The 21,110-nt window shown below is 58.5% G+C and carries 15 protein-coding genes; 2 read left to right on the top strand and 13 right to left on the bottom strand.

Features of this window, described 5'->3' with window-relative positions; all coding sequences use genetic code 11:
• Positions 1–33: 33 nt before the first annotated feature.
• From CYD26_RS22550 to CYD26_RS22505, 10 genes are all read right to left on the bottom strand, one after another.
• Positions 34–5,121, bottom strand: a complete 5,088-nt coding sequence (locus tag CYD26_RS22550) for a dermonecrotic toxin domain-containing protein (RefSeq protein WP_102053715.1) — start codon at positions 5,119–5,121, stop codon at positions 34–36.
• Positions 5,122–5,263: 142 nt separating this feature from the next.
• Positions 5,264–6,232 (bottom strand): peptide ABC transporter ATP-binding protein, encoded by a 969-nt coding sequence (locus CYD26_RS22545; RefSeq protein ID WP_102053714.1) that lies wholly within the window; start codon positions 6,230–6,232, stop codon positions 5,264–5,266.
• Positions 6,232–7,200, bottom strand: coding sequence for an ABC transporter ATP-binding protein (locus tag CYD26_RS22540; RefSeq protein ID WP_065759371.1), 969 nt, complete (start codon positions 7,198–7,200; stop codon positions 6,232–6,234). Before CYD26_RS22540 ends, CYD26_RS22545 begins: the two co-directional genes overlap by 1 nt.
• A 10-nt stretch (positions 7,201–7,210) precedes the next feature.
• Positions 7,211–8,143 (bottom strand): ABC transporter permease subunit, encoded by a 933-nt coding sequence (locus tag CYD26_RS22535; protein WP_065759372.1) that lies wholly within the window; start codon positions 8,141–8,143, stop codon positions 7,211–7,213.
• Positions 8,144–8,153: 10 nt separating this feature from the next.
• Positions 8,154–9,164, bottom strand: coding sequence for an ABC transporter permease subunit (locus CYD26_RS22530; protein WP_065759373.1), 1,011 nt, complete (start codon positions 9,162–9,164; stop codon positions 8,154–8,156).
• 74 nt (positions 9,165–9,238) lie between these two features.
• Positions 9,239–10,834 (bottom strand): ABC transporter substrate-binding protein, encoded by a 1,596-nt coding sequence (locus tag CYD26_RS22525; protein ID WP_065759374.1) that lies wholly within the window; start codon positions 10,832–10,834, stop codon positions 9,239–9,241.
• Positions 10,835–10,908: 74 nt separating this feature from the next.
• A complete protein-coding gene (locus CYD26_RS22520; protein ID WP_102053713.1) occupies positions 10,909–12,288 on the bottom strand; it encodes an OprD family porin in 1,380 nt (459 codons plus the stop codon).
• Between the two features lie 92 nt (positions 12,289–12,380).
• Positions 12,381–13,991: an ABC transporter substrate-binding protein gene (locus CYD26_RS22515; RefSeq protein WP_102053712.1), complete on the bottom strand. Its 1,611-nt coding sequence runs from the start codon at positions 13,989–13,991 to the stop codon at positions 12,381–12,383.
• Between the two features lie 253 nt (positions 13,992–14,244).
• On the bottom strand, positions 14,245–15,870 hold the full coding sequence (locus CYD26_RS22510) for an ABC transporter substrate-binding protein (protein WP_102053711.1): 1,626 nt from the start codon (positions 15,868–15,870) through the stop codon (positions 14,245–14,247).
• Positions 15,871–16,129: 259 nt separating this feature from the next.
• Positions 16,130–16,843: an SIMPL domain-containing protein gene (locus CYD26_RS22505; protein ID WP_102053710.1), complete on the bottom strand. Its 714-nt coding sequence runs from the start codon at positions 16,841–16,843 to the stop codon at positions 16,130–16,132.
• A 200-nt stretch (positions 16,844–17,043) separates the two neighbouring features.
• Between CYD26_RS22505 and CYD26_RS22500 the strand changes: the two genes are divergently transcribed.
• On the top strand, positions 17,044–18,303 hold the full coding sequence (locus CYD26_RS22500) for an ATP-binding protein (protein ID WP_065759379.1): 1,260 nt from the start codon (positions 17,044–17,046) through the stop codon (positions 18,301–18,303).
• Complete coding sequence (locus CYD26_RS22495) at positions 18,300–18,860, top strand: response regulator transcription factor (RefSeq protein WP_099773628.1); 561 nt, start codon at positions 18,300–18,302, stop codon at positions 18,858–18,860. The genes CYD26_RS22500 and CYD26_RS22495 overlap by 4 nt, the downstream gene beginning before the upstream one ends.
• 6 nt (positions 18,861–18,866) lie before the next feature.
• On the opposite strand, the gene CYD26_RS22490 is transcribed toward CYD26_RS22495, so the two are convergent.
• The 3 genes from CYD26_RS22490 to CYD26_RS22480 all read right to left on the bottom strand — a co-directional run bounded on the left by CYD26_RS22490 (position 18,867) and on the right by CYD26_RS22480 (position 21,044).
• Positions 18,867–19,565: an HAD family phosphatase gene (locus CYD26_RS22490; RefSeq protein ID WP_065759381.1), complete on the bottom strand. Its 699-nt coding sequence runs from the start codon at positions 19,563–19,565 to the stop codon at positions 18,867–18,869.
• Positions 19,562–20,278: a hypothetical protein gene (locus tag CYD26_RS22485; RefSeq protein ID WP_145991814.1), complete on the bottom strand. Its 717-nt coding sequence runs from the start codon at positions 20,276–20,278 to the stop codon at positions 19,562–19,564. Before CYD26_RS22485 ends, CYD26_RS22490 begins: the two co-directional genes overlap by 4 nt.
• Before the next feature lie 148 nt (positions 20,279–20,426).
• Positions 20,427–21,044, bottom strand: coding sequence for a GNAT family N-acetyltransferase (locus tag CYD26_RS22480; RefSeq protein WP_102053709.1), 618 nt, complete (start codon positions 21,042–21,044; stop codon positions 20,427–20,429).
• Positions 21,045–21,110: the final 66 nt, after the last annotated feature.

Below are 21,110 nucleotides of genomic sequence, written 5' to 3'. Positions count from 1 at the left end.
GGGCGACGGGCTTGCCTGCGTACAGGTGTCGCGTTAGCCGCCTACGCGAGCTGCCGGTACGCTCGGGCTATGCAGACGTTCACCCATGCGGAAGATCAGCAAGGTCAACGAGTCGGCGTTTTTCAGCATGATTTGCGCACGCTTTTCTGCATCGTTCAGAAAAACCTGACGGGCATCGTCGAGGTTTTTAGCGCCCGTGGTCTGCAGGATGAATCGCCGCCCCTTTCGATCATCGTCACGAATGTCGCGTGGGGCGCCATTCGGGTGATCCTGTATGACAAACAACTCATTGGCCGGTGTGCGGTGTGAGAATGTGGTGTCTTGGCGTTGCCTCAGCCAGAGTGTCTTGGGAACAGGCGCCAGCAGGTTCAGGAAGGGCAAGGTGCCTTCGTTGTAGCAGATGTCGCGCGTGTTGTAGGCCAGGTGCGTGAACTCGTGAACCAGCACGGCTGCCCTGAAAATGGCGGCGGCATCGTCTTGCGTGTAGCCGGCACGGAAGGTGAATTGGTTGGCGAAATTGTAGTCAAAGTAGCCGTCGAGCATGAAAATCTGCTTCTCGAGATCCGAAGGCACCGTGAACGCCAGTCCCTGGCTGTTAATTGTGCTTGTACCGATGAGGTAGCGTGACGAGGACTGCGGCGAGTAGCTGCCTGACCCCATCATATCGATGACGGCATTGACCGACTCATGCATGGATTGCCGGAGTGGCTCGGTCAGGGCCGGTACACCGAAGAAGTCGCTGATGATGCGTTGGGTTTCTACCGGGACGTGTATGGCTGGATCGGCGTTGCGCAGGTTTTTCAGGCAGTTCGTCAAGTACATCATGGCGGTGCGATGTGCCTGGCGTATTTTTTGCGCGCGGCTGGGCATCATGTTTTGAATCTGCCGCATTCCGCTCGCGACGATAATGACGTTTTCGCGGCGAGCCTTCCAGCGCGTGTACTGGCCACCGAGCCGGGTGAGGACAGCGCCATGCTCTATCGGAAGCGGCAGCGTCGGGTCGATCTCCCATCGGTTGGCGGCGCTCAGGCGCAAACGAGGGCCAAGGTTATCTTCGGCCTCATCGATCAGGTACCAGTTGGCGTCCGAGAAGGTTGCCCGGTATACGTGTCCATCGATATTGACATAGTGTTTGCCTGTGGCTGCGTCTCTGTAGACCTGAGTCAGGCTGTCGAACACCATTAACTCCAGCGCTTGAGTGGGTGCTTCATAGCGTGCCAAGGGTATGGGGGAGTGCTCGTCAAGGTACAGGTTTTGCCAGAACTGGCGTTCGGTATTAAGGTTTTCTACGTCGCCCAGCGTGCTGGCGCTGTGGCCAATCAGCAGGCTTTGCACCAGTACGCACAGCAGTTCGGCGGTATGTGCCGGCCAATCGCTGCCCTCGTCGTTACGTGCAATTTGTAGCACCGTCATTTCTGCCTGCCAGGCGCCGAGCAGCAGTCCAATCTTGCCTGGTACGAAAAAACTCAGTTGGTTGAACACAAGCCCGAGGATATGTTTGAGCGACTCCCAGTCAGCCTTTTCGGTACTGATCAGTTGGGCGTCCAGCATGCGCTTGAGGGTGCCAATGTTTTCCTCGAACAGGTAATGCAGCGCGTTGCCCTTGACCGGCAGGTTGGCAAGGGTAACGGGGCCTGGTCTCGATAACGGCAGGTCGAAGTCCGATTCTGCACTGAAGGGCAAGTGGGGTTCGTCGAAGCCATTGTTGTCATAGCGTCTGCGCAAGGGCTCTGGTAACTGGTCTAGTACCAGGGCTTGCAACGCGGTGTCTGTCTTCAGTTGCGCCAGTAGTGCTGTGGTGTTGCTGAATTCCTTGAACGTAAAACTTTCGCAGTACGGGGCATAGAGCACTACGGGGTCGGTGTCTTCTGCTCGAAACAGGTAGAGGTCAGGGACAATATCGGCGGGTAAATCCGATTGTGCGATCAGCGCCAGCGGTGTCAGTTGGATGCGCTTGCCGTCCAGCGGTAAGCGGGCGGTCGCATCAGGCATTTGTACCACTTGCTTCACAAAGGCTACTGCAGTTTTACTCAGGTTTCGCCTCAGGTAGGCATTGAATGCACGTTCAAGCATTTGGTCGGGTACTTGGCGGCAAAACAGCTCTAGGCGATGGTTGAAGCCGGGGCTGGCAGGGTCAAATGTCTGACTGAACAATGTTTGATAGTTGCTACCAATGTCCAGGCGCCTGACCAGGTCCTTGATGTAGTCCACGTTCATTGCTGTGGGGGGCGCTGCACCGTTTTCCAATTCCAGTGCGGTGATGGGGTTGCTCCAGTCTCGGAAGTGATTCAGTGCATATTCGACCAATGTTTGTCGATGGTGGATGCATTCGCCTGTAGAGCCTGAGGGCACTTCGCCAGTGGGCGGTAGCGTTGAGATGCAGGCGATGGTGGTGATGAAAATGGCATCCGGCGGATAGCGTTTGGCCGGAAAGTCGCTATCAAGCTGAGTGGCCAGTCGCTCATAGGCATAGTCCGCGATGGTGGGCATATCGGAGAGGTAATCCTCTTCCGAGGTGATATTGAGCAGGTTGCGCCCCAGGATTTCCAGATAATCGAATTTCTCCTGGTAGGTTGCATCCAGCAGCCACTTCGGGATTGCCGCGCGCACGGTTTGTTCGCGTATTTCATGCTTGAAGCGCAGCAACTGTACTTCGCTGCTGTCCATGGGCGTATAGGTATGCAGCAGTTCCGGCAGACCACTGCCCGACAGCCCGGCATTGATGATCTGATCGAAGACGAACAGGGTGTTGCGCTGGCGAAGGTTGCTGTCGAGGGCTTCGAGCCGTTGCAGCACATTGCTCTTGATCGGGCTCCAGTTCAAGGTCGGTGGCGTCACTTGCGGCGCCATAGGGGCGTTATCCGGCAGCACGCTATCCTCTTCTGCAACGCAATCGTAGAGTGATTCTGCGCTGTGAAAGTTGGTTAGCCGCGCCTGAAGCTTCTGGTTGAGGGACTGGAGTGACGTGAAGGTTTCAAAGCCTAATGCCCGTGTCCACAGGATCAGGGGGGCTTCTGCCGTTTCCAGGGGCTTGCGTGAAAGTAGCAAGAGGTTGGCAACCTGCGTTTCGTGCTTGCCCTCGTAGGTAATGTTCAGTTGCCAAACCATGGCCGGAGCACCCTCCAGCAGCGGCCGGGTGCGTGATATCGGGTAGTTGAGCACCGCTTGGATGAGGTCGATTGCCGGTTGTTCGAGGGTGTTTTTCTGACGAGCCAGCTGCAGTTCCAGCCGCAGTGTCAAGCCGTACAGGTTTTGTGCCGTGTGTCGCTCTTGGTTCTGATTACGCACGACTGCATGGGCCAGATAATGACGAAGTGAGCCGGTCACTTTGTCGACACACTGGTTGATCACCGGGGCTGTCAGTTGCGGCAGCAGCGCTTGAGCGTTGGCGGCCAGGCGGTGTTCTGCCGGCTGTTGAGTCGCCGACGTCGCATTTCGTTTGCTCAGGTTTTCCCAGATCAACTCACTGAGGCTCTGGTTGGGGGTTCCATCGGCGCCGTTCTGCAGCAGGACAGACGCTGCCGGCATGGAGCCGAGTAGGTAGCACAGGTTGTTTTCAATCAGCGACAGGGTGACGGAATCCAGGCTTGGACGGGCTTCCAGCAGTTGTGTGTTGTTCTGTTCCACGCGGCGTTTGATGTGCTTCAGGTCTTGGAGCGAAAGCGTTTCGCTGTTCAAGTCATGCTTGATTGCCGTGAGCGAGGCGCTGCTCTCTCTATCCTTGCGGACATACGGCATCATCAGGCGTGGCAGGCAGGGATCAATCAAGCTCTCCAGCTCAAGGGCTTTCTGACAGACACTGACAAACGCCAATGGGCCTTGTTGCCGCAGGGCCTGGGTCAGGCGCTGGCGCGGTACGCTCAGTAGGCGTTGGGTGTAGGTTTGCAGGGCCGGAGCCTGCATGGGTAGCAGCGGCACGTCACCGATTGCCAGTGTATCCAAGAACGCCTGGCGGTTTGTGTGACGCTTCAGCCCCCCGGTAGGGGTGTAGCTATAGCACGGAGTTGACGGCGCATCCGCAGTGCCCAGCAATATGACGGTTTCCAGCGGAACTGTCGCGGTTGTCGAGGCTGTGGGTTTCAGGTACCAGGCCTGCAGCTCCGGTAAGTGTTCTGCCTTGGACCATTTGATCAGGGTCCTGTACTCCTGGTTGCTCAGGTCGTTACTCCAGGCGAGCTGGGTTAGGGCTTCAAGAAAACGGCTGCGTAACGCATGGGTCAGTTGCTCAGTAGGGCTCAGGCCCTCGGAGCGTGATGCTGCCCAGTGGTTATCAAGCTGAGTGGTGCAGTGCTCACTCAACTGCGCCCGAGTCAGGCGCAGTGCGGTATTGAGTTTTTTTTGGTCTTGCGCGCTGGCTCGCGTGCCGTCGGGGTTCAGCAGTTCATGTGCCCCGTTTCCAATGAGTGTGGGGTCTGCCAGCGTTTCCAGAAGGGTATCGTTCAGGCTTTGGTGATAATCCTGCCCCTGGGCGCGGTTGGACAGGCGCTGAGCGGACACTTTGACTTCCCGGGTAGCGGGGTTGATGGCTGCATCGGGCCACTGCACGCGTAGTTGGGTCACGAAGGCTTGGGTTAGTAGCGTTTCGGGAGCCGGCTGGTTGAGGAGCAGGGTTTGCAGGGTGGTCAGGTTCTGGCCGAGACGTGCATTGATGCTCAGCATCAACCACTCAAATACAGCCCCTTCGATCAGGTTGTCTTCCAGTTCCACGACCGGGTCGTTACGCCATTGTCGATAGGCTTCAGCATCGGTGTACTGCAGCAGTGCCATGGCGGTCTCGGCGTTACCGAGCATCTGGATGAGTGCATTGCGAGCCTGCAGACGATCATCGAATTTCATGATGCCCAGTACAGGGTTGTAGATGAACACTGCTGTTTGCGTGGAGTGGCTGATCAGCAGTGTCGAGATCAGGGCAATGGTTTGACCGGATGCGCTCACCGCATCGAGGTAGTCCACGCGTGTATCCGCGCGAGCGTCGGGCTGAGGCGCCGTGCTGGTCAGGCGTGAGAGCTGGTTTGCCTCCACGGCGCTAATACGTTCAGCAGAGGCGGCGTCTTGCAGGTGATCTTCAAAGCGTTTGTGCAGTGCATCGGTGTGATAGTACGGGAGGGTATTGAGGCTCATGGCACAGTCTCGGCAGGTGGTTAGGCTGTCCGGGCTGCTGCACGTGAAAGCAGCACCCCGGCGGTGCGTTCACGGTGCCGGGGTGCGGTGTCTCAAAGGTGATATTTATTTCAAGGGTGCTGCTGACACTGCCATGTCTCTGCTAGAGGAACTGCTCTGCGTAGTGACAGGCGACCTGCCGTGTTTCCACCTGACGGAACGCCGGTACCTCCTGGGCGCAACGTTCGGTGGCGTTGGGGCAGCGTTTGTGGAATGCACAACCTGATGGTGGGTCCAGCGGGTTGGGCAGTTCGCCAGCGATCTTGATTTTCGGTTTGAGCGGGTCCGGGTGCAAGGTCGGGGTTGCTGACAACAAGGCCTGGGTGTAGGGGTGCAGTGGCCTGTTGTAGATGTCTTCTTTCGGGCCCATTTCTGCCGGGCGGCCGAGGTACATCACCAGGACCTGGTCGGCCACGTGTCGCACCACGGCCAGGTTGTGGGAGATGAACACATACGCCGTGTTGAACTCATTTTGCAGGTCCATGAACAGGTTCAACACTTGCGCCTGGATAGACACGTCCAGCGCCGAGGTTGGCTCGTCGGCCACCAGCACCTTGGGTTGCAGCATCATGGCTCGGGCGAGAGCGATACGCTGGCGCTGACCGCCAGAAAACATATGCGGGTAGCGTTGGTAGTGTTCAGGGCGAAGGCCGACCTGTTGCATCATCGCCTGAACCTTCTCTCGTCGTTCGGCTTTGGAGAGGTTGGTGTTGATCAGCAAGGGTTCGGCGAGTTGGTCGCCAATCTTCTGTCGAGGGTTCAACGAAGCATAGGGGCTCTGGAAAACCATCTGCACATCTTTGCGCAGTTGTTTGCGCTGAGCCTTGTTGGCGCCCGTGACTTCTTGCCCGGCAATTTTCAGGGAGCCGGAGGAGGGTTCTTCAATAAGGGTCAGGGCCCGGGCCAGGGTTGATTTGCCACAGCCGGACTCACCCACGACTGCCAGGGTCTTGCCGGCTTCCAGTTCAAAGGAGACGCCATTCAGCGCGCGGACCAGTGCGTGGCCTTTGAACAGGCCACGTGAGACTTCGTAGTGACGGGTAAGCTCACGGGCGGTAAGAACGACGCTCATTACGCCACCTCCTGGTTCAGCGGGTAGAAGCAACGGACCAGGCTGTGGGCCTGTCTGTCCAGGTTCGGACGTTGCTGGCGGCAGTGATCCTGAACGTAGGGGCAGCGCGGTGAGAGCAGGCAGCCCTGTGGTCTGTCATAGCGCCCTGGAACGATACCGGGCAAGGTTGCCAGGCGTGCAGCGCCTTCACTGTGCTCGGGAATGGCCGCCAGCAGCGCTTCGCTGTAAGGGTGCGCAGGCACCTCGAACAGCGTTGGAACCTGGCCAATTTCAACGGCTTGGCCGGCGTACATGACGCATACGCGCCTGGCTGTTTCGGCGACCACGGCCAGGTCATGGGTGATCAGGATCAGGGCCATGTCCTGCTCCTGTTGCAGGTTGAGCAGCAACTCCATGATCTGCGCTTGAATGGTGACGTCCAGTGCGGTGGTCGGCTCGTCGGCGATCAGCAACTTGGGCTCGCCGGCAATCGCCATGGCAATCGCCACGCGTTGGCTCATGCCGCCCGAGAGTTGGTGCGGGTAGGCGTCCAGCCGGCTTTCAGCCGCCGGAATTTCGACTTTCTTGAGGAGTTCCAGCGCCCGCTGGCGGGCTGCCTTGCCGCGCAGACCAAGGTGCTGGCGCAGCACTTCCTCGATCTGAAAACCGACGGTATAGCTGGGATTGAGCGCGGTCATCGGGTCCTGGAAGACCATCGCCAGGTCCTTGCCGACGACCTTGCGCCGTTGCCGCGCGCTGAGCTTGAGCATGTCGTTGCCGTCGAACGTCATGCTGTCGGCGGTGACGATGCCGGGGGCGTCGATCAGGCCCATCAGTGCCATCATGGTCACGGATTTCCCCGAACCGGACTCGCCGACGATGGCCAGCACTTCGCCTTTTTCCACGCTGAGGTCGAGACCGTCGACCACGGGGACCGCCTTGGCATCGCCAAAGCGCACATTGAGATTGTTGATCTGCAACAGTGACATGGGCGTCTCCTCAGGCGGCATTCTTGAGTTTCGGGTCCAGCGCGTCGCGCAGCCCGTCGCCCATCAGGTTGATTGCCAGCACGCTGAGCAAAATGGTCAGGCCGGGCAGGCTCACGACCCACCAGGCGCGCTCGATGTAATCGCGGGCCGAGGCCAGCATGGTGCCCCACTCGGGAGTTGGCGGTTGTACGCCCAGGCCGAGGAAGCCCAGGGCCGCGGCATCGAGGATGGCCGAGGAAAAACTCAAGGTGGCCTGGACGATCAGCGGCGCCATGCAGTTGGGCAATACGGTGATGAACATCAGCCGTGGCAAGCTGGCACCGGCCAGGCGCGCAGCGGTCACGTAGTCACGGTTCAGTTCTCCCATCACCGCGGCACGGGTCAGGCGCACGTAGGACGGCAACGAAACGATGGCAATGGCAATCACGGTGTTGATCAGGCCAGGGCCGAGAATGGCTACGATGGCCACGGCCAGCAGCAGCGAAGGCAGGGCCAGCATGACGTCCATCAGGCGCATGATCGACGGGCCGAGCAGGCGTGGAAAGAACCCGGCCAACAGCCCCATCAGCACTCCGGGAATCAGCGACATGACCACTGAGGACAGGCCGATCAGCAAGGACAGTCGCGAGCCATGGATCAGTCGCGAGAGCAGGTCGCGGCCGAGCTCGTCGGTGCCGAGGATGAACTGCCAGGTGCCGCCTTCGAGCCAGACCGGCGGGGTCAGCAGGAAATCTCGGTACTGTTCGCTTGGCTGATGGGGCGCGACCCATGGCGCGAAGAGCGCACAGAATACGATCAGGCACATGAACAGCAGGCCGGCGAAGGCGCCTTTGTTGCGGGCGAAGGCCTGCCAGAATTCGGTGTACGGCGATGGGTAGAGCAGGCTCTGGTCCACGGCGCTGGGTGGCACGGCAGAGGCGGATTTTACGATTGGGTCAGTCATTGTCTTGGCCTCAGCGCTGGTGGCGAATGCGTGGGTTGACCAGGCCGTAGAGGATATCCACGACGAAGTTCACCAGGATCACCAGGCAGGCGATCAGCAGGATGCCATTCTGTACCACGGGGTAGTCACGGGCGCCGATGGCTTCGATCAGCCACTTGCCGATGCCCGGCCAGGAGAAGATGGTTTCGGTCAGCACGGCGCCGCCGAGCAGGGTGCCGACCTGCAGGCCGAACACGGTCAGAACCGGGATCAATGCGTTGCGCAGGCCATGCACGAAGACCACGCGGGTAGGCGACAGGCCTTTCGCGCGGGCAGTGCGAATGTAGTCCTCGCGCAGCACCTCGAGCATCGAGGAGCGTGTCATGCGTGCAATCACCGCCAGCGGGATGGTGCCCAGGACGATGGCCGGCAGAATCAGGTGCATGAGTGCATCCTTGAAGGCGCCTTCCTCTTCACTGAACAGGGTATCGATGAGCATGAAACCGGTGATGGGCTCGATGTCGTAGAGCGAGCTGATACGCTCGGAAACGGGTGTCCAGCCGAGGCTGACCGAGAAGAACATGATCAGGATCAGGCCCCACCAGAAAATCGGCATGGAGTAGCCGGCCAGCGAGATCCCCATCACCCCGTGGTCGAGTAGCGAGCCGCGCTTGATGGCGGCGACCACCCCGGCCAACAGGCCGAACATGCCAGCAAACAGCAGGGCGGCAAGCGCCAGCTCCAGGGTGGCCGGGAACAGGGTGAGAAACTCTTTCCAGACGCTTTCGCGCGTGCGCAGCGATTCGCCCAGATCACCCTGGGCAAGCTTGCTAATGTAGTCCAGGTACTGCACCGGTAATGGTTTGTTCAGCCCCAGCCGCTCCATGGCTTGTGCGTGCATTTCAGGGTCAACGCGACGCTCGCCCATCATCACTTCGACCGGATCACCTGGTATCAATCGTATGAGCGCGAACGTCAGTAAGGTGATGCCGAAGAAGGTCGGGATCAACAGTCCCAGTCGTCGGGCAATAAAACTAAACATGTTCTGGTGTACCTCATCAGCCGGTTAGGCGTACCCGCCAACGCCCGGATAAGGCGCGGGCGGGCGTTGTTGTTCTACTTCACCAGGGTGGTAGCGAAGTTGTTGGTGGTCAGCGGGCTGATGTGGAAGCCCTCGACGTTCTTGCGCATGGCGGTAAACATCTTCGGATGTGCGATGCTGATCCACGGTTGGTCTTCATCGTACACCGCCAGGGCTTTCTCATAGAGTGCTGCGCGCTCACCCGTGTCGATGGTCTCGCGGGCTTTGGTGATCAGCGCCTGGAAGGTCGGGTTACACCAGCGTGCGTAGTTCTCGCCACTTTTTACGGCGTCGCAGCTCAGCAGCGGGCTGAGGAAGTTGTCCGGGTCGCCATTGTCACCGGCCCAGCCGGTCGAGACCATGTCGGGTTCTCCCTTCTTCGCGCGCTTGAGCATTTCTGCCCATTCCATCACGCGGATGTCGACCTTAAGACCAATCCTGGCCATGTCGGCCTGGAGCATTTCTGCGCTCAATCGCGGGTTGGGGTTGGTCGGGCCACCACCGTTACGGGTGTACAGGGTCAATACGGTGCCTTCCGGTACGCCGGCTTCCTTGAGCAGGGCTCGGGCTTTATCCAGATCCCGGGGCGGGTTCTGGTTGGCGTTGTTGAAGCCAATCAGTGTGGGCGGGTAGGGGTTTATGCCGATCAGCGCGTTGCCTTTGCCAAACAGTTGATCAACATGGGCCTGTTTATCGAAAGCCAGGTTGATCGCTTTGCGTACCCGCACGTCACTGAGGTACTTGTGCTCGGTGTTCAGTGAGATGTAACCGGTGGTCAGGGCCTCCAGTTCATCAACTTTCAGGTCCGGGTCTTTGCGGATACTGGGGATGTCATCGGGCTTGGGGTACAGCGCGACCTGGCATTCATTGGCCTTGAGTTTTTGCAGGCGCACATTGTTGTCGGTGGCGATGGTCAGCACCAGAGGGTCGCTGGGTGGTTTGCCCCGGAAATACTCGGGGTTGGCCTTGAAGCGCACCTGAGCGTCTTTTTTGTAGCGCTGAAAAATGAATGGGCCGGTGCCGATTGGTTGGCTGTTGAGGTTGGCCGTCTTGTTGGTCGCCAGCAACTGGCTGGCATACTCGGCCGAATAGATCGAGGTGAAGGCCATGGCCAGGTCACGCAGGAACGGTGCTTCCGGGCGTGTCAGGGTAAAGGTGACGGTGTGCTCGTCGACTTTCTCGACACCTTTGAGCAGGTCTTTGAAACCCATGCTTTCAAAGTAGGGAAAGCCGACGCTGGCCTTGTCATGCCAGGGATGCTTGGGGTCGAGTTGGCGCTGAAAGCTCCAGAGCACATCGTCGGCATTCAACTCACGGCTTGGGGTGAAGTAGTCGGTTTTGTGGAACTTCACGCCCCGGCGCAGGTAGAACGTGTACGTCAGCCCATCCGGGCTGATTTCCCAGCGCTCGGCCAGGGCCGGTTCGATGTCGGTGGTGCCCGGCTTGAAGTCTACCAGCCGGTTGAACACGGTTTCGGCGGCCGCATCGGCCGTCACTGCGGTGGTGTATTGAACGATGTCGAAGCCTTCCGGGCTGGCCTCGGTACATACCACCAGTGGCTTGGCTGCCACGCCAGCTGCAGTGCTCAACAGTAGGGCTGCCAGGGCAGCCTGAAGGGGTCGCAGTTTCATGAAAGCTCCCAGCGATCAATTAAAGCAGGTTAGTTGCCACGGGCGATTCGTCTAATCCCCCGTGGCCATGCCCCCTAAAGGATGTTGAATGGAATGGTGGTCACGACCCGGAACTCGTCCAGGCTACCGTCGGCCTGGGCCTTGCTGGCACGGTGCGCGGTGTAGGTGGCGCGTACCGTGGTGTCTTTGAGCGAGCCGCTCTGCACGGTGTAACTGCTGCCAATGCCGTACTCGTAGTGGTTTTCACCCTCAAGGCCACGCACGTCGTAGCCCGTGCCCGTGTAGTGCGTGCCGTCGATGCCCCAGCCACGGGCGTTATAGATATTAAACTTCAGCCCCGGAACACCATACCCGGCCATGTTCAGGGTGTAGGCGACCTGCAGGGATTTTTCGTTCGGGCCGTTGAAGTCCGAGAGCAGTGAGTTGGCCAGAAAGATGGCGTTGGTATCATGGAGGTAGTCGAAGTACTCGTTGCCGTTTACCTGCTGGTAGGAAACGCTGAGTTTGTGCGCCTGATGGGTCAGGCCTAGCGACAGGCTGTAGGTGTCATTGTCGATCTCACCCAGTTTGCGTTTACCTTCATCCCGGGTTTTGTAGTAGTTCAGCCCCGTGCTCAGGCTCAGCAGTGCGCTGTCGCCCAGCTCGTGCGTGGCGCCGAAATAGTACTGGTTCCAAAGGTCTTCGACATTGGACAGGTAGAGGCTGGTGTTCAAGCTCTTGAGTGGCTGGTACTTGACGCCGGCCATGCTGATGCGGTCGGTGTACTGGTTGCTGTCGCCATATTCGGAGCGGAACTTGCTCTGGCCTTGCTCGGTTCGGGTCGAGACGCGGTCGAAGGTGCCGGCATCGAACGACAGGTTGTCGAACTCTGCGCTGTGGATGCTGACACCCTGGAAGCTGGAAGGCAGTGCACGGTTGCCAATGTAGGCAATAACCGGCGTGTCGATGGACTGACGGCCTGCTGTGAGGGTGGTGTTGGAGACCCGTGCCTTGAGGTTGGCCAGGCCCATCTTGCTCCATTGGCCGATGACCTCTCCGTCGCGGTGGGTCAGGGTGCGGTTGTTTGGCCCGGCGACGGCGGCGCGGCCTTGCTCAAGCGCAATGGCGTTGTAGGCGGCGACTTCTGTGCTGAAGCCGACAGTGCCTTCGGTGAAACCGGAGGTGTAGTTGAGAATGGTGCCCTGTACCCAGTTGTTACGGCTATGGGTGTCATGACGGCTACCATCACGTTTGTAGTATTTCCACAGGGGTGCACGGGTAGCACGCTCATGGGCATACCAGTTGCGGGTCGAACCGGACAGGCTCTGCCCTTCGATGAAGCCTTTGGCTTCGTTTTGATCGCTGGTGGATTTGACCGTCACCGGGACGAATGCCTGGCTGATGGGTTCTGCCAGGGCCAGTGTGGACAGGCTACTGAGGGATAAGGCCAGTACTGCGTTCTTGGTTCGTCTCAAGGTAAAACTCCCTTTCTTCTCTTTCTATTAACCGTCCAGCCTCGTGAGCCGTGCGGGTACTGCGGTGGAACTGGTTTGGATGAACCAGGCGTTCAATCCACGCTGACACCTGAGAAGTTGTTGCGGCCGAACGGGCTCACCTTGAAGCCCTCGACCTTGGCGCTGAGCGGCTGATTGACGGTCGAGTGAGCGATTGGCGTGATGGGGACCTGTAGCTTCAGGCGCTGTTGGGCTTGCTGGTAGAGCGCGGTACGTTGCACGCGATCGGTGACGGTCTTGGCCTTTTTAACCAGCGCGTCATAGTCCGCATCGCACCACATGGAGTAGTTGTTGCTGCCAATCGCGTCACAGCTGTACAGCGTGCCCAGCCAGTTGTCCGGGTCACCGTTGTCGCCTGTCCAGCCGATCAACGAGATGTCGTGTTCACCGTCCTTGGTGCGCTTGAGGTATTCCCCCCACTCGTAGCTGACGATCTTGACCTTGAAGCCGACCTTGCCCCAATCGGCTTGCAGCATCTCGGCCATCAACTTGGCGTTGGGGTTATAAGGGCGTTGCACGGGCATGGCCCACAGGGTGATTTCGGTCCCTTCCTTGACGCCTGCGGCCTTGAGCAGTTCGCGTGCTTTTTGCGGGTTGTACCCGGCGTCCTTGAGGGTTTCGTCGTACGACCACTGGGTCGGCGGCATGCTGCCGACGGCCAGTTGCCCGGCCTGCTGGTAAACCGCATTGACGATGGCGGGCTTGTTGACCGCCATGTCCAGGGCCTGGCGCACCTGCAACTGATCGAACGGTGCGCGCCGGACGTTGTAGGCGATATAGCCAAGGTTGAATCCGGGCTTTTCGATCACCTGCAGCTTCAGGTCCTGCTTGAGTGCATCGAGGTCGGCCGGGCGCGGATTCAGGGTCACCTGGCATTCGTTCTTGCGCAGTTTCTGGACGCGCACCGATGGGTCGACGTTGATCGAGAAAATCAGGCGCTCGACCTTGACCTGGCTGGGGTCCCAATAGGCTTTGTTGGCCTGGTAGCGAATCTGCGAATCTTTTTGGTAGCGCTGGAAGACAAAGGGGCCGGTGCCAATGGGGTGCTGGTTGATGTCGCTCGGTTTTCCGCTGGCCAGCAACTGGTTGGCGTACTCGGCAGAGAGGATCGAGGCGAAACTCATGGCCATGTTCTGGATGAATGCGGCATCGATGCTGTTGAGGGTAAACCTGACGGTATGCGCGTCGAGTTTCTCCACCTTGGCGATGTTCTTGTCCAGGCTCATGCTCACGAAGTAGGGGAACTCGGTAGGGTAGGCCTGGCGAAACGGATGGGCTTTGTCGAGCATGCGCTGGAAGGTGAACAGCACGTCATCGGCGTTGAACGTGCGGGTAGGGGTGAAGGCCTTGTTGCTGTGGAACGTGACGCCTTCACGTAAGTGGAAGGTGTAGTGCAAACCATCCCTGGATACCTCCCAATGGGTTGCCAGTGCTGGTTTGACGACGGTGCTGCCTCGTTCGAATTCCACCAGTCGGTTGTAGATCGGCTCGGCCGCATCGTTGTCGGTGGCACTGGTGTACTGGGCGGTATCGAAACCTGCGGGGCTGCCTTCCGAGCAGAATACCAGGCTGCCTTTGGCCTGAACCTGAGTGGCCAATGCCAGGGGTGTCTGGGCCAGTAGGCCAAGGCCGAGCAAGGTGGCAAATACGGGTGTGTATCGCATGGCGGTCCCTTTCTTTTCTTCTTGTTGAACAGGTCAGTGGCATGCAGTCGGCCATAAGCTCGCGACTGGCCGGATGCACCTTCGACGTTAGGGGGGCAGGGGGCATTCAGGAAGGTAAGAAAGCGGAGGGTGTAAGTAGGATGTTTCTGATTGATGCGTAGGCTGTGTCTTGATGGGGCGTCGGCAGGATATTGGCCTTCGTTAAAGGCTGGCCCCGGCACGCCGTCTGGCGGTACCGGGGTACCCCCAGTGTCTACTGGCTGATGCCGACCCCGTAGAAGGCATTCAAGGCAAACGGACTGATCTTGAACCCCTGCACGGTTTTACGCATGGGTTGGTAAACCGTTGAGTGCGCGATAGGGGTAATCGGCACCTGGTCCTTGATAATGTGTTGTGCTTGCTTGTATAGCGCGGTGCGCTTGGCTGTGTCGGAGGTGGCCTTGGCTTGCTTGATCAGCGTGTCGTACTCGGTGTTGCACCATTTGGAGAAGTTGTTGCCGTCCACCGCGTCGCAGCCGTAAAGCGTGCCCAGCCAGTTGTCGGGGTCACCGTTGTCGCCGCTCCAGCCGATCAGCATGGCGCCGTTCTCGCCTGCCTTGGCGCGTTTGATGTATTCGCCCCACTCGTAGGTGACGATCTTGGCCTTGATGCCGATTTTGGCCCAGTCCGATTGCAGCATTTCGGCCATCAGTTTGGCGTTGGGGTTGTAGGGGCGCTGAACCGGCATGGCCCACAGGGTGATTTCGGTGCCCTCCTTGATCCCGGCTTCCTTGAGCAATGCCTTGGCTTTTTCCGGGTCGTAGGGGGTGGCCTTGATGGTGTCGTCATACGACCACTGGGTGGGCGGCATGGCATTGACGGCTTCCTGGCCCGCACCCTGATAGACCGAGTCGATGATCTGCTTCTTGTTCACAGCCATGTCCAGAGCCTGGCGTACCTTGAGCTGAGCCATCGGGTTGGGCTCATTGCTGCCCTTGATCTTGTCCATCACGTTGTAGGCGATGTACCCGAGGTTGAAGCCGGCTTGCTCGGGCATTTGCAGGTTCGGGTCGCTTTTCAGCGATTGAATGTCCGCCGGGCGCGGGAACAAGGTGACCTGGCATTCGTTTTTCTTCAGTTTCTGCATGCGTACCGAAGCGTCTGTGGTAATGGCGAAGATCAGGTTGTCCAGCTTCACGTCCTCGGGCTTCCAGTAGTCCTTGTTGCCCTTGAAGCGGATCTGCGCGTCTTTCTGGTACTTGCTGAATACGAAGGGGCCGGTGCCGATCGGCTTCTGGTTGATGTCGGCGGGTTTGCCTTCCTTGAGCAGCTTGTCGGCGTATTCGGCTGATTGAATCGAGGCGAAGCTCATCGCCAGGTTCTGAATGAATGCGGCGTCTACGGTCTTTAGCGTGAATTTGACTGTGTGTTCGTCGATTTTTTCGACTTTGCTGATGTTTTTGTCCATCCCCATGTCGGTGAAGTAGGGGAACTCGGTGGGGTAGGCCTTACGGAATGGCATGTCTGGGTCGAGCATGCGGTTGAAGGTAAACAGCACGTCGTCGGCGTTGAACTCACGGCTTGGCTTGAAGTAGCTGGTGGTATGGAACTTCACCCCCTCACGCAGGTGGAAGGTGTAGCTCAGGCCGTCTTCGGCGGTATCCCAGCGGGTTGCAAGGCCCGGAATAACGGACGTGCCGCCATGTTCAAATTGCGTCAGGCGGTTGAAGACTGTTTCGGCTGAGGCATCGAAGTCGGTTCCGGTGGTGTATTGGCCGGGGTCGAAGCCCGCCGGGCTACCTTCTGAGCAAAACACCAGGTTGCCTGCTGCGAGGGTGAGGGGGGCGCTGGAGAGTAGGCTTGCACCTAGAAGAAGCGGAATGACTGCATGTTTAAGCATGGTGGCCTCATTGTTGTCATTTTGATCTGAGGACGGCCTCGTGAGCCGGCCTGCCGGATACTTAAGCAGGCCCCATTGCCAATGCAATATTCAGCGTACTGAGTATGGGGAAAATGTGGAACGATCGTACATGGATGTCGCGTTGGTATAACTATCTGCCTTGTTTAACGCTTAATCGTGAATGTTTATGTTTTTTTACGATGATTTCGTGTAGGTGCGGCTGCGCGGCGAGTGAAAATCGCCGCGCAGTGAGCGGATGTCAGGGCATTTGTACTTCGATCGTACCGTCGGCATTCATGCTGACCTGGCTGGTACCGGCTTCGACCTGCGGGCTGGGTGCGGCCTCGGCATCCATACTGGCTTTCATCATCATGACTGGGCCACGGGCATAGGGTTGCGGATAGCCACTGCTGTTGAGGTTCAGGTTGAGTACTTTGTAACCCTTGCCGCCCAGTGCCTCGGTGGCCAGTTGCGCACGGCTCTTGAAGGCGTTGACGGCATCTTTGAGCAGTTCATCTTCACTGGCCTTGCGTGTGGCTGGTGCAATGGCAAAGTCCATGCCGGCCATTTTCAGGTCTTGCAGCAGTTCACCGGTCAGTTTCGACAGCGCCGGGAAGTCGGTGCTTTCCAGGCGAAGCTCTGCACGTTCACGCCAGCCGGTAATTCTTTGGCCTTTGGTGTCGTAAATGGGGTAGCTGTTGCGGCTGCCCTGGCTGATTTTGATGTCCTTGACTGAGCGTGCCTGCTCCAGGGCCTTGTTCATGGTTCGGGTGATTTCGGCTGCGAGCTTGCCTGGGTCGCTATTCTGCGCTTCGCTGTACAAGGTTACGCTCATCAGGTCGCGAGCCACTTCCTTGCTGACTTCAGCGCGCAGGGATACTTGATTGTAACGAGGTTCTTCAGCCAGCACCGGGAGGCTGGCCATCAGACCAGCGGCCAATAGCATTGCAGCACTGCGACGAGGGAAATACATGTAGGGCTCCTTGAAAAAAGGCGTGGTTGATGGTCATCCATTTTCACGCAGACACTTAAGACCCTTGGCAGTGTAGCGAGGTTCAAAAATGCCAGTATGGGCCTGTAAAAAACTGTGGTGTGTTGCCGCATCGCTGCAGACCAGGCCTCACCTTCGGTATACTCGCGACGATTCACCTGGAGCACTCATCAGGAGAGCTCATGCTCGCCCCCGTACAAATACTCTCTGCTACCCGTCAGAACCTCTGGCGCCTGACGTTCATCCGCATTCTGGTTTTGGCGGCCCAGGCCGGTTCCGTGGCCGTTGCCTACTGGACTGATCTGCTGCCGCTGCCGTGGCTGTCGTTGGTTATCACGCTGGGCTTGTCGACGTTGCTCTGCGCCTTCACGGCCTTGCGCTTGCGCCTTTCCCTGCCCGTCACCGAGCTGGAGTACGCCTTTCAGCTGGCTTGTGATCTGCTTATTCACAGCGCCCTGTTGTATTACTCCGGCGGGTCGACCAATCCGTTTGTCTCGTACTACCTGGTACCGCTGGCCATTGCTGCCGTGACCTTGCCGTGGGTCTACTCACTGATCCTGTCAGGCATCGCACTTATCGCTTACAGCCTGTTGCTGGTGCAGTTCTATCCGCTGGAAACCTTCCCGGTTGCACGGGAAAAAATGCAGATATATGGCATGTGGCTGAGCATTGCGCTGGCTGCAGCGGTGATTACCTTCTTCGCCGCCAAGATGGCCGAGGAGCTGCGCCGTCAGGAGCAGTTGCGCGCCCAGCGTCGCGAGGAAGGCCTGCGTGACGAGCAGTTGCTGGCCGTCGCCACCCAAGCGGCAGGCGCGGCCCACGAGTTGGGAACCCCGCTGGCGACCATGAGTGTGTTGATCAAGGAAATGCGCCAGGACCATTCCGACCCGCTACTGCAGGAAGACCTGCAAGTGCTGCAGGATCAGGTCAAACTGTGCAAGGAAACCTTGCAGCAACTGGTGCGTGCCGCCGAAGCCAACCGGCGCATGGCCGTGGAAGATCAGGACGTCACCTTCTGGCTTGACGAGGCACTGAACCGCTGGCACTTGATGCGCCCAGAGGCGAGTTACCGCTTCCAGCGACTTGGCCAAGGCAGCATACCGCGCCTGGCACCACCACCGGATCTGACCCAGGCGCTGCTGAACCTGTTGAACAATGCCGCCGATGCCTGCCCGGATGGGCTTGAAGTTCATCTGGACTGGAACGACCAGGACATCGTGATCAACATCCGCGACCATGGCCCCGGCGTGCCGGTGGCCATCGCCGAGTCGATCGGGAAACCCTTTTTTACCACCAAGGGCAAGGGCTTCGGCCTGGGCCTGTTTCTGAGCAAGGCCAGCGTCACGCGTGCTGGTGGCTCGGTAAAACTCTATAGTCACGAGGAAGGCGGTACGCTGACCGAGCTACGCCTGCCGCGTGATGCGCGAGGAGATCAACAATGAATGATGAAACCCAGGTCGAAGGCGAAGAGCTGCCGCATCTGTTGCTGGTGGACGATGATGCCACCTTTACCCGCGTGATGGCCCGAGCCATGAGCCGTCGCGGTTTTCGTGTGAGCATTGCTGGCTCGGCTGAAGAAGGGTTGGTGCTGGCTCAGCAGGACATCCCCCACTACGCGACACTGGACCTGAAGATGGAAGGCGATTCGGGCCTGGTGCTGCTGCCCAAGCTGCTCGAACTCGATCCGGAAATGCGCGTGGTCATTCTGACCGGCTATTCAAGCATTGCTACCGCGGTTGAGGCGATCAAGCGCGGCGCCTGCAACTACCTGTGCAAACCCGCTGACGCTGACGACGTGCTGGCTGCATTGTTGTCCGAGCACGCAGACCTGGACAGCCTGGTACCGGAAAACCCGATGTCGGTGGACCGCTTGCAGTGGGAGCACATTCAGCGGGTACTCACCGAGCATGAGGGCAATATCTCTGCGACGGCCCGGGCACTGGGCATGCACCGCCGCACGTTGCAGCGCAAGCTGCAAAAGCGCCCGGTCCGACGCTGAGCGGTATCAGATCTCGCTACCGTGTTTTGCCAGGGCCTGACGGATCAGGCCTAGTACTTCCGTCGGGTGCTCCGCTCTTTTTATGGATGTTGCACAGTCCAGGGGAGCGCTAGCGTAGTAATCGACGCAGATGAAATCATCCACAAGGCCATTAACCAGTACACGATGGTCTGCGGCGCCATCCCCGACGATGATTACAGGCCCATTCAGACGGCCTTTGGCCCGCCATTCGCGCACAATTGCAGACTTGCCTTTGCTTGAACTCAGCAAGGGAGAGGGGCGAATGGCCAGTGCGCGCGAGCCAAGCCAGAAAAAACGGTTGGCGATGACGTGCTGCGGGTTGATCCCCCATGATGCTGCCAGCGGCACGATCCACTCCATGTAACCGCCCGAGATGATGTGTATACCGACCTGCTGTTCTTGAAGGTGGCGCAGGGTTGTGCGCAGCGCCTCAGGCAGGCAGTTTGCCTGTTCGCGGATGTAGCGTTGAACATGCTCTCGGCGGATTCTGGGGATGATTTTCATCAGTGTCAGCAATTCTGCCAGGCTGGCCTGGCCTGCCAGAGCCTTTGGGGCGATGTGGGCAAGCCGTTGAATCACTTGCGGCGCGTCCTGGCATCCTTCCAGGCTGAGCTTGATGACTTCGACTGTGCTTTCGCCGGGAAGCAGTGTCTGGTCAAAATCGAAAATCACGTGAGCTTTCATGGCTGAAGCCTGCGCTGTTCAAGGTCGTGGTACTTGTCTTCGCGTGTCCACTGAGTGGCGGCTATCTGCAGGTGCTGAGCGATGGCGTTCTGTACTTGATCGGCGAAGTCCTGATCTGACTGCTCCGCAGCGGGTGACTGGTGGGCGAGAAAGGTCAGTTCAAATTCGAGCCAGGGCATGGCCAGGAGCCGCAGGAATTTCATCGCGCCCGGATCTTCAAGCGGGTTGGGGTTCAGTCCCAGGGGTGTTTTGAGCTTCATTGCCAGTGGTACCACCGGGCGACGGCGCACCATGAACTCCGGGCGAAAACGGAAAAGGCCTTTGCCGTTATTGATGGTCGCTTCGGGGGTGATGTAGAGCGCCGTGCCTTCGGGGGCGCGTTGCCATTGTCGGAAATGCCCGGCGAGTTGCCGTTTATCATCGGTCACTTGCCAGTAGCTTGAGCCTGAGCACTGAAACAGCAGGTGCCCGGTCAGTTTGCCGATGATGCTGTCGGTTTTTACCACCATCACCGTGGCGAAAGGCATTGCCAGTACCGGGTAGTGATCAAACACGCTGATGTGATTGAGCGCGACGACGCAGCCGTCAGTATGCTGCCCTACCTGCTGAGGCGTCATCGCGCACTTGATGCGTATATTCATGGCTTTCAAGAGGCATCGATACAGCGCCCTTTTACCAGCGCGAGGTAAAACCAGTGCGATCAGGCTAGCCAAGAACAGACTGAACAGGCGCAGTACCAGAAGTATGATGCCTACAGGCAGGTACAGGTAACGCAGTACGGCGGATACACCGCTACGGGGTTGCCAGGCGCTCATGTCCGAAAGGTCACTGACCCGAGGGGTAATCCGTTCATTCGATTGCTTAGACATTTGCATGGTGCGCGCCCTGTTTAGGCGCTTCAAGAGCGCGTTCACGTTTCTGTTCAAAGTAGTTGATCAAGGATTCGATACGGGCGGCGTTCTTGGCGCGGACTTCGAGGATTTTTTGTTTGGTGACATCGATTTTCACATGCGGACCAAACGGGGTTTCGATAATGCAATCCGGAAGCACTTCCAGGTTCAGCAGTTTTTTGTTCATGTTGAGTGCTGCAGTGTGCTTCAGGTTTGTCAGTGTATAAACTTTCTCAAACCCCAATGTTTCAAAGGCATAGGTGACGGCCATATGAGCGGCGGTGAAGGGATAAGGTGTTCCCCAGTAGGGCTTTAAAAAGCGCATTCCAAAGTTTATTCCCCACTCTTTTTCAGCAAACCCCGCGTAGCCTATGAAGGGCGAGCCAAGGCCAAGGCTTACTGCCCAGCGCGACCAGCCTTGTTTGGCGTGCGCTTCCTGGAAGGTCGCCACTTCGGCGGCGGCATCCTGCTCGGTTCGTGTGGTGCCAGCAGAAATGAATTGCATCGTTTCACTGTCGCTTACCAGTGAGGCGTAACCCTGTATATCCGCTGCATCCCACGTTCTTAAGGTTAATCCAGGCGGTTGCAGGAGCTGAGTGCAACACGGTTATTGAATTGAAGCCGGAGCATCATGCCGCATTGCCATGGCATTTTG

It is taken from the genome of Pseudomonas sp. FFUP_PS_473 (assembly GCF_002858665.1).
GTDB classification, from domain to species: domain Bacteria; phylum Pseudomonadota; class Gammaproteobacteria; order Pseudomonadales; family Pseudomonadaceae; genus Aquipseudomonas; species Aquipseudomonas defluvii.
The sequence above is the reverse complement of the archived record's forward strand: the minus strand, read 5'-3'. Positions and strand labels throughout refer to the sequence as shown.

Excerpts from the sequence above, each read along its gene's own strand:
- CYD26_RS22550 (WP_102053715.1), bottom strand. The coding sequence starts at position 5,121 with ATGAGCCTCAATACCCTCCCGTACTATCACACCGATGCACTGCACAAA.
- CYD26_RS22545 (WP_102053714.1), bottom strand. The coding sequence starts at position 6,232 with ATGAGCGTCGTTCTTACCGCCCGTGAGCTTACCCGTCACTACGAAGTC.
- CYD26_RS22540 (WP_065759371.1), bottom strand. The coding sequence starts at position 7,200 with ATGTCACTGTTGCAGATCAACAATCTCAATGTGCGCTTTGGCGATGCC.
- CYD26_RS22535 (WP_065759372.1), bottom strand. The coding sequence starts at position 8,143 with ATGACTGACCCAATCGTAAAATCCGCCTCTGCCGTGCCACCCAGCGCC.
- CYD26_RS22530 (WP_065759373.1), bottom strand. The coding sequence starts at position 9,164 with ATGTTTAGTTTTATTGCCCGACGACTGGGACTGTTGATCCCGACCTTC.
- CYD26_RS22525 (WP_065759374.1), bottom strand. The coding sequence starts at position 10,834 with ATGAAACTGCGACCCCTTCAGGCTGCCCTGGCAGCCCTACTGTTGAGC.
- CYD26_RS22515 (WP_102053712.1), bottom strand. The coding sequence starts at position 13,991 with ATGCGATACACACCCGTATTTGCCACCTTGCTCGGCCTTGGCCTACTG.
- CYD26_RS22510 (WP_102053711.1), bottom strand. The coding sequence starts at position 15,870 with ATGCTTAAACATGCAGTCATTCCGCTTCTTCTAGGTGCAAGCCTACTC.
- CYD26_RS22505 (WP_102053710.1), bottom strand. The coding sequence starts at position 16,843 with ATGTATTTCCCTCGTCGCAGTGCTGCAATGCTATTGGCCGCTGGTCTG.
- CYD26_RS22500 (WP_065759379.1), top strand. The coding sequence starts at position 17,044 with ATGCTCGCCCCCGTACAAATACTCTCTGCTACCCGTCAGAACCTCTGG.
- CYD26_RS22495 (WP_099773628.1), top strand. The coding sequence starts at position 18,300 with ATGAATGATGAAACCCAGGTCGAAGGCGAAGAGCTGCCGCATCTGTTG.
- CYD26_RS22490 (WP_065759381.1), bottom strand. The coding sequence starts at position 19,565 with ATGAAAGCTCACGTGATTTTCGATTTTGACCAGACACTGCTTCCCGGC.